At 66.3% G+C, this 11,312-nt stretch carries 13 protein-coding genes; 10 read left to right on the top strand and 3 right to left on the bottom strand.

The window, feature by feature from the left end:
• The first annotated feature begins 13 nt into the window (after positions 1–13).
• From catA to GAA2_RS07145, 3 genes are all read left to right on the top strand, one after another.
• Positions 14–892: a catechol 1,2-dioxygenase gene (gene catA, locus GAA2_RS07155; protein ID WP_024497833.1), complete on the top strand. Its 879-nt coding sequence runs from the start codon at positions 14–16 to the stop codon at positions 890–892.
• A gap of 88 nt (positions 893–980) precedes the next feature.
• Positions 981–1,322, top strand: a complete 342-nt coding sequence (gene arsC, locus GAA2_RS07150; RefSeq protein ID WP_024497834.1) for an arsenate reductase (glutaredoxin) — start codon at positions 981–983, stop codon at positions 1,320–1,322.
• A 156-nt stretch (positions 1,323–1,478) separates the two neighbouring features.
• On the top strand, positions 1,479–1,832 hold the full coding sequence (locus GAA2_RS07145; RefSeq protein ID WP_006437038.1) for a VOC family protein: 354 nt from the start codon (positions 1,479–1,481) through the stop codon (positions 1,830–1,832).
• Here the strand turns inward: GAA2_RS07145 and GAA2_RS07140 are convergent.
• Positions 1,811–2,272, bottom strand: coding sequence for a limonene-1,2-epoxide hydrolase family protein (locus tag GAA2_RS07140; RefSeq protein ID WP_024497835.1), 462 nt, complete (start codon positions 2,270–2,272; stop codon positions 1,811–1,813). The genes GAA2_RS07145 and GAA2_RS07140 overlap by 22 nt on opposite strands.
• A gap of 239 nt (positions 2,273–2,511) precedes the next feature.
• Here GAA2_RS07140 and GAA2_RS07135 point away from each other — a divergent pair, with 239 nt between their 5' ends.
• The 3 genes from GAA2_RS07135 (at position 2,512) to GAA2_RS07125 (ending at position 5,297) form a co-directional block, all read left to right on the top strand.
• Positions 2,512–3,135, top strand: coding sequence for a 50S ribosomal protein L25/general stress protein Ctc (locus GAA2_RS07135; protein ID WP_024497836.1), 624 nt, complete (start codon positions 2,512–2,514; stop codon positions 3,133–3,135).
• 46 nt (positions 3,136–3,181) lie between these two features.
• On the top strand, positions 3,182–3,748 hold the full coding sequence (pth, locus tag GAA2_RS07130) for an aminoacyl-tRNA hydrolase (protein ID WP_024497837.1): 567 nt from the start codon (positions 3,182–3,184) through the stop codon (positions 3,746–3,748).
• Between the two features lie 163 nt (positions 3,749–3,911).
• On the top strand, positions 3,912–5,297 hold the full coding sequence (locus tag GAA2_RS07125; protein ID WP_024498686.1) for an IS1380 family transposase: 1,386 nt from the start codon (positions 3,912–3,914) through the stop codon (positions 5,295–5,297).
• A gap of 203 nt (positions 5,298–5,500) precedes the next feature.
• Here GAA2_RS07125 and GAA2_RS07120 read toward each other — a convergent pair whose 3' ends face one another.
• Complete coding sequence (locus tag GAA2_RS07120; RefSeq protein ID WP_024497838.1) at positions 5,501–6,265, bottom strand: ABC transporter permease; 765 nt, start codon at positions 6,263–6,265, stop codon at positions 5,501–5,503.
• Complete coding sequence (locus GAA2_RS07115) at positions 6,262–7,344, bottom strand: daunorubicin resistance protein DrrA family ABC transporter ATP-binding protein (protein ID WP_024497839.1); 1,083 nt, start codon at positions 7,342–7,344, stop codon at positions 6,262–6,264. Before GAA2_RS07115 ends, GAA2_RS07120 begins: the two co-directional genes overlap by 4 nt.
• 274 nt (positions 7,345–7,618) lie before the next feature.
• Between GAA2_RS07115 and GAA2_RS07110 the strand changes: the two genes are divergently transcribed.
• The 4 genes from GAA2_RS07110 (at position 7,619) to GAA2_RS07100 (ending at position 11,312) form a co-directional block, all read left to right on the top strand.
• The gene (locus tag GAA2_RS07110; RefSeq protein ID WP_024497840.1) at positions 7,619–8,635 is read left to right on the top strand and encodes a beta-ketoacyl-ACP synthase III; all 1,017 of its coding nucleotides are present in this window, start codon (positions 7,619–7,621) and stop codon (positions 8,633–8,635) included.
• Positions 8,636–8,739: 104 nt separating this feature from the next.
• On the top strand, positions 8,740–9,249 hold the full coding sequence (locus tag GAA2_RS23370; protein ID WP_316249316.1) for a type IV toxin-antitoxin system AbiEi family antitoxin domain-containing protein: 510 nt from the start codon (positions 8,740–8,742) through the stop codon (positions 9,247–9,249).
• A 24-nt stretch (positions 9,250–9,273) separates the two neighbouring features.
• On the top strand, positions 9,274–9,612 hold the full coding sequence (locus tag GAA2_RS23365) for an endonuclease domain-containing protein (protein ID WP_316249315.1): 339 nt from the start codon (positions 9,274–9,276) through the stop codon (positions 9,610–9,612).
• Between the two features lie 95 nt (positions 9,613–9,707).
• Positions 9,708–11,312: a peptide chain release factor 3 gene (locus tag GAA2_RS07100; protein WP_024497841.1), complete on the top strand. Its 1,605-nt coding sequence runs from the start codon at positions 9,708–9,710 to the stop codon at positions 11,310–11,312.

The following is an 11,312-nucleotide window of genomic DNA, read 5'->3' as shown; positions in this document are numbered from 1 at the left end:
ACCAGGAGACATCATGACCACCATCGAACGGCCGAGCGCTGTTGACAACCCGGCCGCCGTCGAATCACCGACCGCGGCGGGCTCCGGAAGCGCCGCGACCGCGGCCTTCGCGGGCCATCGGTTCACCGCCGACACCTCACCGGAACGTCTGTCGGCCATCGCATCCGAGGCCTTCGCCGGCTTCAGCGCACTGATCGACAAATACGAGATCACCTACGACGAGTACCGCGTCCTCAAGCAGTGGCTCATCGACGTCGGTGAGGGCGGGGAGTGGCCGCTGCTGCTCGACGTCTTCGTCGAACACGACATCGAAGAGGTCAACTCGCGGAAGTTCAAGGGCACCAAAGGAAGTATCGAAGGCCCGTACTACCTCCCCGATTCCCCGCTGTTGCCCGCCCGTTGCACCCTACCGATGCGCAGCACCGACGCCCGCGAGACACCGCTGGTGATGCACGGTCAGGTCACCGACCTCGACGGCAACCCGATGGCGGGTGCCACGATCGAGATCTGGCACGCCGACGCCGAGGGCTACTACTCGGGGTTCGCACCGCACATCCCGGACTGGAACCTGCGCGGCACGGTCGTGACGGATGGTCACGGCCGCTACGAGATCACCACGATCCAGCCCGCGCCGTATCAGATCCCGACCGACGGACCGACCGGCAAGTTCATCGAGGCCGCCGGATGGCACCCGTGGCGTCCGGCTCATCTGCATCTGCGGGTGTCGGCCAAGGGGCGGCATCCGATCGTCACCCAGCTGTACTTCGCGGGTGGTGACTGGCTCGACAGCGACGTCGCCTCGGCGACCAAGCCGGAGCTGCTCCTCGACCCGAAGCCCGATGCGGACGGACGGAACGTCGTGCAGTACGACTTCGCACTCGATCCCGAGTAGCGATCTCACCCACAGAACGGGTTCGCGAGCGGTCCGGGTTCTCCCCCTCTGGAGCCCGGGCCGCTTTCGGCTGGGTACGGTGTATTTCGTGGACGCGACGATCTATCACAACCCGAAGTGCTCGACCTCGCGCAAAGCGCTGCAGGCCCTCCGCGACGCCGGCATCGAGCCGGCGGTCGTCAAGTACCTCGACGAGCCCTACACGCGCGAACAGCTCGTAGCGCTGTTCGCCGACGCCGGGGTCACCCCCGCGCAGGCCGTACGCAAACGCGAGGCTCTTTACAAAGAGCTCGACCTCGCGTCGGCCACCGATGATCAGATCCTCGACGCGATGGTCGAACACCCCATCCTCGTCGAGCGGCCGATCGTCGTGACCGACAAGGGAACCCGCATCCCGCGGCCGATCGAGAAGCTCGACGAGATTCTCTGAAGGGGCATCGGTCCCGAACGGGTCGGGACTTTGGTCAGCGATTCGTACATCTTTGTGCCAGAACGCGATTCAGCCGTTCCAGACACCCTCGATCGCGGGTAGCGTAGCGCACGACGCCGGCCGTCGACCGTTGATCCCTCTCCCTCTGGAGGTGCCGTGAGCGACCACGAAGCAAAGATGATCATCCTGTCCACTGAGAACCTGGACGAGTCGATCACCTTCTACACCGAGACCCTGGGCATGTCGCTGAAGTTCCGCGACGGCGCCCACTTCGCCGCACTCGACGCCGGCGCGGTCACGCTCGCCCTCGCCACCTCGGTCGACCACCCCATCCCGGGCAAGGTCGTCGTCGGGATCAAGACCGCCGACGTCGACGCCGCCGCGAAGGCGATCGAGGCCGGCGGCGGCGCCATCGTGAAGGGCCCCTACGACGACGCGCACGAACGCCGTGCCGTGGTGTACGACAACCAGGGCAACGGCCTGGTCTTTTACAGCCCGCTGGCCAGGTAGTCCCGGTTCGGCGCCGGCAACGGCTTCTGCACCGCGGGCAGGGCGAGCGCGGTAACGCCTCGCACCAGCCCCTTCGTCATGTCGAAGTAGTCGAAGTAGTCGCGCCACACCGCGATCCGGCCTTCGCGGATCTCGAAGCGGCCGCACACCCAGAACTGGAGATGCAGCCGCCCGAAACGCAGCTCGTCGACACGCTCGGTGAGCACGACACCCGCATCGTCGGAGCTCACGTTGACCATGCGGTAGTTGAAGCCGATCCACGATTTCTTCGCGACGCCGCCCAGCACTCCGGCGACCTTCCGCTTGCCGTGGATGGTCGGCAGCGACACGTTGGTGTAGGCGATGTCGTCGTCGACGCACGCCAGAGCACCTGCGGTGTCGTTGCAGACGAACGCGTCGAGGAATGCCGTCACGATCTCGATCGGGGTCTGTGAGGTCATGGCAGCCAAGTATGCCTGCCACCGGCCGCCGAGGTGCCGTGATGTGACATCCCGGCAGGTCATCGACTATCCTGGCCGACGTTGTCTCGGCGAGGGTGATCCAGTCACCGTGATCGGCGCGACCATCGCAGTCTCCTCGGGTGCCCCATGCAGCCCGGTGGGTGTCCGCGGTCGGAATCCGTGCCCGTTGCTCGTCGCGACGGACGACCGACCGCAACCACCGATCAGAGGAGATCACCATGGCTACTCAGGCCTCCAAGCTGGCTGTCACCACCCGCACCGAGAAGGGCAAGGGCGCCGCTCGCCGCGCTCGCCGCGAGGGCAACGTTCCCGCCGTGCTCTACGGCCACGGCACCGACCCGCAGCACCTGAACCTCCCGGCGCGCGACTTCGCCGCGATCCTGCGTAACAACGGCCTCAACGCCATCATCGATCTCGACATCGAGGGCTCCAGCCAGCTCGCGCTCACCAAGCAGGTCGACGTCCACCCGATCCGCAACTACATCGAGCACGCCGACCTCCTCATCGTCCGCCGCGGCGAGAAGGTGACCGTCGAGGTCGCCATCGTCGTCGAGGGTGACGCTGCGCCGGGCACCCTGGTCGTCTCCGACGCCAGCGTCGTCGAGGTCGAGGCCGACGCCCTGTCGATCCCCGAGCAGATCGTCGTCAGCGTCGAGGGCGCCGAGGCCGGCACCGCCGTCCACGCCTCGGATCTGGACCTGCCGGAGGGTGTCACCCTGATCGCCGATCCGGAGACCCTGATCGTCGCCGTGAACGAGGCCCAGGCCGCCGCCACCGAGTCCGAGGCCACCGAAGGTGCCGAGGAAGAGGCTGCTGCCGAGGCTCCCGCGGAGTCGGAGTAATCCGACCCCGAGACTGCTCGACTCGAGTGGTGAAACTGCCCCAGTGGTGAAATTGATTGTCGGACTCGGTAATCCCGGGTCCAAGTACGAGAAGACGAGGCACAACGTCGGCGCGATGGTCGCCGACGGCCTCGTCGACTCGGCAGGCGAGCGCTGGAAGGTTCACAAGAAATCCGGTGCGGAGGTCGCCGAGGTCCGCCTCGGCGGCCAGTCTGTTCTCGTGGCCAAGTCACGCGTCTACATGAACGAGTCCGGCCGGCAGATCGGTCCGCTGGCCAAGTTCTATTCGGTCACGCCGGCCGACCTCATCGTCGTGCATGACGAACTCGACATCGATTTCGGCGCGGTGCGTCTCAAACGCGGCGGTGGCGAAGGCGGCCACAACGGGCTGCGTTCGATCAGCCAGGTGATGGGCACCCGCGACTACCTGCGCGTACGCATGGGCATCGGCCGTCCGCCCGGCCGGCAGGACCCCGCCGACTTCGTGCTGAAGCCGTTCCCGTCCGCGGACCGGGCCGAGGTCGAGCTGATGATCCGCAACGGCTGCGACGCCGTCGAACTCCTCGTCTCCCAGGACCTGGAGAGCGCGCAGAACACCGTGCACGCCTGGTAGGCGTGCACGGTGTTCTCCCCCTGCTCCCTGAGCCTGGATGCACCGATTTGGGGTGAGGTTTCTGGTGTTTGATGGGGTGTTGAGAAGCGAGATGCCTTGCTGCAGTGCAAGAATGGGACTTGTCTAAGGAACACATTCAGGCACGAAGAAAGGCATCTCGCAGATGCGATTCTCTCATACCAACCCGGTAGCAGCAGCCTCGTTCGACGACCCGAACCTGATCGCCGCAGCGGGGGTCGTGCCGGTGATGGGCTTGGCCACCTCGTGCAGCTTGGCCGACCTGGCCGACGAGTGGCTCACGATCCCCACCGACAAAGGCGCCCACCCAGGAGCGAAGGTATCGGCGCTGGTCACCGGCATGGTCATGGGTGCGGACAGCATCGCCGACATGGGTGTGCTGCGTCACGGAGCGATGGGTACCCTGTTCGACCGCACCTACGCACCGTCCACGCTGGGATCGTTTCTGCGGATGTTCACCTACGGCCACACCCGCCAACTCGACGCAGTCGCCACCCGGTTTCTCGGCGAACTGACACGACAGACCAGCCTGCTCGGTGATCTCAGTAATCCCAGCGCCTCGGTGATGCTCGACATCGATGACACTGTCATCGAGGTCCACGGCTATGGCAAACAGGGCGCGCAGGTCGGTTACACCGGCACCCGCGGACTCAACGTGTTGCTGACCACGCTCACCGCCCCAGGACGGGCCCCGGTGATCTGTGGGCAGCGCCTACGCCGCGGTGCTCGCGGTTCCTCGCACGGCGCAGCGTCAATGATCACCTCAGCACTGAAGACGCTCACCCGTCTGAGGCCCACCACCACTGCACCACCAGTGCTGGTGCGTGCCGATTCCGCGTTCTACTCCTACGACATGGTCCGCGCCTGCCTGGCCCACGGTGCGCACGTCTCGATCACCCTGCGGCGCCAACCCGACGTCCTGCGCGCCATCGCCAACATCGACGCCACCGCCTGGACACCGATCACCTACACCCGCCCGGTCTATGACCCCGACACCCACACCGTGGTCCACCGCGCCCAGGTCGCGGCCACCCCGTTCACCGCATTCACCGGCAACATGAGCGGCAAGAAGCCAGTGCCTGGTCACCTGATCGTGCGGCGAGTACCCGACGAACAAAGCACCCAGACCGGCGAGTTGTTCCCGATCTGGCGCTACCACGCGTTTTTCACCAGCCAACCCGACCCCGATCCGGTCACCGCCGACGCCATCCACCGCGGACACGCCATCATCGAAAACGTCCACGCCGACCTCAAAAACGGGCCCCTGGCCCACCTGCCCTCGGCACAGTTCGCCGCGAACAACGCCTGGCTGACCTGCGCAGTCATCGCGTTCAACCTCTCCCGCGCCGCGGGATGTGTGGCCGGGATGACCACCGCCACCACCGCCACCGTGCGCCGCACCCTGATCAGCATCGCCGCCCGCATCTCCCGCTCAGCACGCCGCGTGACCTTGCACCTACCCCGCGACTGGCCCTGGCAACCGTACTGGCAGAACCTCTTCGACCACACCCACCATCGAAAACCCGCGTAAACCCCTACCAACCCCGCCCACCCCCGGGCCCAACCAGGACACCCAGTGAAACAAGCCGACATTCCGAGATCGGCAGACCACCCACGCCCACATACCACCACCCCCAAAACCGCACGCCCACAACACCCTCCACCACCACCGGCACACCACATCGGTGCATCCAGGCTGAGTAGCCGGGAGCTTGCGGAGGGCGTATCGAAGGGTTACGCGTTCTCCTTGCGGAACACCGAAGTGCCCCACCAGGTCCCGAGGCTCGCCAGAACGAGTGCGGCCAGCACTCCCCACAGCACCTGAGCGCTTGCGAGGTCGCCGCCGAACGTGTCGCGCACGGCGTCGACGATCCAGCGGAACGGCATGAAATTGCTCAGTCCCTGCAACCATTCCGGTCCGAGCGTCATCGGCAGCAGGATTCCCGACAGCAACAGCACCGGCATCATCACCATGTTGATGAGCGGGGCCATCACGTCCTCGCTCTTGGTGGTCAGCGCCAGGGCATTCGACGCCGCGGCGCACGCACCGCCGATGAGCAGTGTGATGAGGATGCCGAGGATCACGCCGATCATCGATCCGCGCATGCCCATGGCGAATCCGAGAGTGACCAGGATCAGGGCCTGCACCAGCAACTGCAGCATGTCGCGCATCAGGCGACCGGTGAGCAGTGCGGTCCGGCTCGCCGGAGTCACTCGCTCGGCCTCGATGACACCCTCGCGCCATTCCCCGATCAGACTGAAGCCGGCGAACAGCGCCCCGAACAGTCCCAGCTGGACGAGAAGACCCGGCACCAAGAAGGTGTACGGGTTGTCGGCGCCACCGGGGAACTGGGCGACCAGCGGTTTGAGCAACGGTCCGAACAGCAGCAGATACAGGATCGGCTGCATGACACCGATCAGGACCCAGGCGGGATTGCGCAGGTTCATCCGGATCTGACGCCGGAACACGATGGTGCTGTCACGGAGGAAACTGTTCATCGGGCGACCTCCTGCTCGGTGCGGCGGGTTGCATCGTCGGAAACGGTTGCGGCAGAGACGGCATCGGGTTCGATCCCGGGCACGTCACCGACGGGATCGCCGGCGGTCTCCGCGTCGCGCAGGGACCTTCCGGTGAGCGTGAGGAAGACGTCGTCGAGGGTCGGGCGGATGACTTCGATGGAATCCAGCGAGATCCCCGATGCGTCGAGGTCACGGAGCAGTCCGGGCACGGCCCGGCCCGCGCGCGGCACCCGGCCGCGAACGTGGCGGCCGTCCACCTCGATCCTTCCGCCACCATCACCGCCGGTGACCGACGCGAGTTTCTCTGCGGCCGTGGTGACCGCCGCCGCGTCGGCGACCTCGAGCGACACCAGATCGCCGGAGACCTGGGCCTTGAGGTTGTCGGGGGTGTCGGCGGCGACGATCCGTCCGTTGTCGATGATGAGGATCCGGTCCGAGAGTTCGTCCGCCTCGTCGAGATAGTGCGTCGTGAGGAACACCGTCGCACCGCGCTCACTGCGCAGCCTGCGGATGTGCTCCCACAGGTTGGCCCGGGCCTGCGGGTCGAGGCCCGTCGTCGGCTCGTCGAGGAAGACCAGCGACGGTTCGTGGACGAGGCCCATCACGATGTCGAGGCGCCGCTTCTGCCCCCCGGACATGTTCTTGGGCATCCGTTCCCACAGGCCGTCGAGCTGCAGCTCCGAGAACAACGCCTGGCCTCGCCGGGTCGCCTCCGCTCTCGACAACCCGTACAGCATCCCGTGGTCGACGATCTCGTCGCCCGCCTGCGCCTGGCTGAACGTGCCACCGGCCTGGGACACGTACCCGATGCTGCGACGCACCGACACCGGATCTTCGACGACGTCGTAGCCGTTGACCGTCGCGGTGCCCGCGGTGGGCCGCAGCAGTGTCGTCAGCATCCTCAGTGTGGTCGTCTTGCCCGCTCCGTTGGGCCCGAGGAAGCCGACCACCTCCCCCTCGGCCACGTCGAGGTCGACGCCGTCGACGGCTCGCACCTCGCGCTTCTTCTTTCCTTTCCCGGTGTGGAACACCTGGACCAAACCGCGCGCATGAATCATGCGGACTCTCCTTCTCCCACTTGGCTGTCTGTCGTGCCGGACGCGCACCTCGTCGTGTGCTGATCGTCGTATCGAGCGGCCGATTTCCGACGCTGACGTGAGGTATCGACCGATCTGCGCACCAGTTTTCATCGCAATGAGGACACATTCGGTCCGCTTGCGCCGTGGAGATCGGAATCGACCGGTAACGATGTGCGAGGGGGATGCGGTACTTCCCAGTAAGTGACCGGGTGAGTACCGTCGTATGTCGGGTCACATATTCGGAAGGAAGACCATGGCAGTCATCGCGGACACCTCAGGGATCAACAACATCGGCATGCTCGGTATCGGCGCCTATCGCCCCGAGCGTGTGGTCACCAACGACGAGATCTGCGAGCACATCGATTCCTCCGACGAGTGGATCTACACCCGTACCGGCATCAAGACCCGCCGTTTCGCCCGCCGCGACGAGAGCGTCATGGAGATGTCGGTCAACGCGGGACGCAAGGCCATCGCGAACGCCCTGCTGCACGGCTCCGACATCGACGCGGTCATCCTCGCCACCAACACGCACCTGCTCCTGACCCCGGCCGGCGCTACCAAAGTGGCCACCGAACTCGGCTGCAACGGCGTCCCTGCCTTCGACGTGACCGTCGGCTGCGCCGGCTTCGGCTACGGCATGGCCCTCGCGTCGGACATGATCCGCGGCGGCAGCGCCACCAACGTCCTGGTCATCGGAGCCGAGCAGCTGTCGGTGGCCCTCGACATGACCGACCGCACCAACTGCTTCATCTTCGGCGACGGCGCCGGCGCCGTGGTCGTCGGACCCACCGAGGAGCAGGAACTCGGCCCGGTGGTCTGGGGTTCGGACGGATCGCAGTTCAACGCCATCCGCCAGGACTTCGACTGGGTGACCTTCCTCGACGGTGACCGCGTCCAGCGCCCCTACCTCCGCATGGAGGGCACCGCGGTGTTCCGCTGGGCCGCCTTCGAGATGGGCAAGGTCGCCGTCCGCGCCCTCGAGGCCGCGAAGATCGGCTCCGAGGACCTCGACGTCTTCGTCCCGCACCAGGCCAACGCACGCATCAACGAGCTGCTCGCCAAGAACCTCAAGCTGCGCGAGGGCGCCGTCGTCGCCAACGACATCGAGTACACCGGCAACACCTCTGCCGCCTCGATCCCGCTCGCCATGGAGGACCTCCTCTCCACCGGCAAGGCGCAGCCGGGCCAGACCGCCCTCCTTCTCGGCTTCGGTGCCGGACTCTCGTACGCCTCGCAGGTCGTCAAGCTTCCGCCGGTGCCGTTCGAGTAGGTCGCCCTCGATTTCTCAGTCAGCAATAGGTTTCGCGTGGCGAAACCTATTGCTGACTCATTTCCGACGCGGAACCGGTGGGCTGCCGGCAACGTCCAAACCCCATGCATCTCCCGCCTGAACTCCGTCGGATAGCCCTGAACAACGACGGGGTGATCACCGCCGCTGACGTCCGATCCGCCGGCCTGTCCCGCCCTGCCGTGCGGCGACGGGTCACCTGCGGCGCCTGGGTCTCGCAGGGTCGCGGCATCTACACCCTCGCCGACCACCCGATCACAGCGCGCACCAAGGCCCGGTTGGCCGTGCACAAGACCGGACCGAACGCGGTCCTGTCCGGGTTGTCGGCAGTCTGGTGGCAGGGACTGGCCGACAATCCCTCCACGATCACCGTCACCGCGCCTCGGCATAGTCACGGCCGAGAGGTCGAGGGCGTGCGCGTGCGGTATCGCGATCTCGACGACGCCGAGGTGATCGTCCGGTCGGACCTTCGGGTCACCACTCTTGCGCTTTCAGTTCTGGAAGCGGCGATCGAAGAAAGCGTCAGCGTCGTCGACAACGCTCTGCTGCGCCGGCGGGTGTCGTTGCAGCAGCTGAACGCGGCAGCCGCTCGTTGAGTCGGCACCTCCGACGAACGGGCGATGACGCGCATCCTCGAACTGCTGGGTCCCGGCGCCCGGTCGGCTGCAGAGCGAATCGCGGTCTCCCTTCTCGATTCGGCCCGTATCCCCGGCTGGTTCGCGAACTACGCGACCGACGGATACGTCGCCGATCTCGCGTTTCCTCGCGCACGACTCATCGTCGAGATCGACGGCTTCGCCTATCACCGAGATGCGGCCGCGTTCCAACGCGACCGCGACCGGCGCAACGACCTGACCGCAGGCGGCTGGACCGTCCTGAACTTCACGTGGTCAGATCTGACGGAGCGGCCTGAACAGTTCGTCGATCGCGTCCGCGACGCTCTCGCAGCGGCCGCCTGACCGAAGCAGTCAGCAATAGGTTTCGCTCAGCGATACCTATTGCTGACCCACGCGAGTTTGGATGCCCCCCGACCAGCCGAGTAGCCTCGAATCTCGTGAGTTCTGACGTCGCAACCGAGGTCAAGCGTCGACGTACCTTCGCGATCATCTCCCATCCGGACGCCGGCAAGTCGACGATGACCGAGGCGTTGGCCTTGCATGCGCGCATGATCAGCGAGGCGGGTGCGATCCACGGCAAGGCGGGACGAAAGTCCACCGTCTCCGACTGGATGGAGATGGAGAAGGCCCGCGGCATCTCGGTCAGCTCCACCGCGCTGCAGTTCAACTATGCCGCCGAGCACAGCGACGCGGACATCCCGAGCGTGATCAACCTGGTGGACACCCCCGGTCACGCCGACTTCTCCGAGGACACCTACCGCGTGCTGACGGCGGTCGACGCCGCGGTGATGCTCATCGACGCCGCGAAGGGCCTCGAACCGCAGACCCTGAAGCTCTTCCAGGTGTGTCGCCACCGCGGTATCCCGGTGATCACCGTCATCAACAAGTGGGACCGTCCCGGCCAGACACCGCTGGAGCTGATCGACGAGATCACCGAGCGCATCGGCCTCACCCCGACCCCGCTGTTCTTCCCGGTCGGCATCGCCGGCGACTTCCGCGGTCTGCTCGACCGTCGCACCGGCGAGTATGTGCACTTCACGCGCACGGCCGGCGGGGCGAAGATCGCCCCCGAGGAGATCATGAGCGCCGACGACGCCGCGGCGCGCGAAGGCGACGAGTGGACGGCCGCCGTCGAGGAGAGCGAACTGCTCTCCGAGATGGGCCAGGATCACGACCAGGAACTGTTCCTCGCCGGTCAGACCTCGCCGATGATCTTCGCGTCGGCGATGCTGAACTTCGGTGTCCGGCAACTGCTCGAGGTACTCGTCGAGCTCGCTCCCCCGCCCGCCGGTCGCCTCGACATCGGGGGCACCGAACGTTCGGTGACCGACCCGTTCAGCGCCGTCGTGTTCAAGGTGCAGGCCGGAATGGACTCCAGTCACCGAGACCGGTTGGCGTACATGCGGATCGTGTCCGGCGAGTTCGAGCGCGGCATGGTCGTCACGCACGCGCAGACCGGAAAACCGTTCGCCACCAAGTACGCCCAGGCCGTGTTCGGCCGGGATCGCTCCACGGTCGACACCGCATATCCGGGCGACGTCGTCGGACTGGTGAACGCGACCGCACTGGCCCCGGGCGACACCCTCTTCGACGGCCCCAGGGTCCAGTTCCCGCCGATCCCCTCGTTCGCACCCGAACACTTCTCGACGCTGCGCGCGACCACGGCCGACAAGTACAAGCAGTTCCGCAAGGCGATGGACCAGCTCGACAGCGAGGGCGTCGTGCAGGTACTGCGCAACGACACCCGTGGCGACATGTCGCCGGTGCTCGCCGCGGTGGGCCCCATGCAGTTCGAGGTCGTGACCGCGCGGATGAAGGCCGAGTTCAACGTCGACACCATCATCGAGCCGCTCGGGTACACGCTGGCCCGACGCACCGACGCCGAGAGTGCACCCGAGCTCGACCGCCAGCGCGGCGTCGAGGTGTTCACGCGCACCGACGGCGCGATCCTGGCGCTCTTCAGCGACAAGTGGCGCCTGCAGTACATCGAGAAGGAACATCCCGACCTGACGCTGCAACCCCTTGTCGCCGCGGCGGATTGA

The organism is Gordonia ajococcus, assembly GCF_012974285.1.
GTDB classification, from domain to species: Bacteria; Actinomycetota; Actinomycetes; order Mycobacteriales; family Mycobacteriaceae; genus Gordonia; species Gordonia amicalis.
The sequence above is the reverse complement of the archived record's forward strand: the minus strand, read 5'-3'. Positions and strand labels throughout refer to the sequence as shown.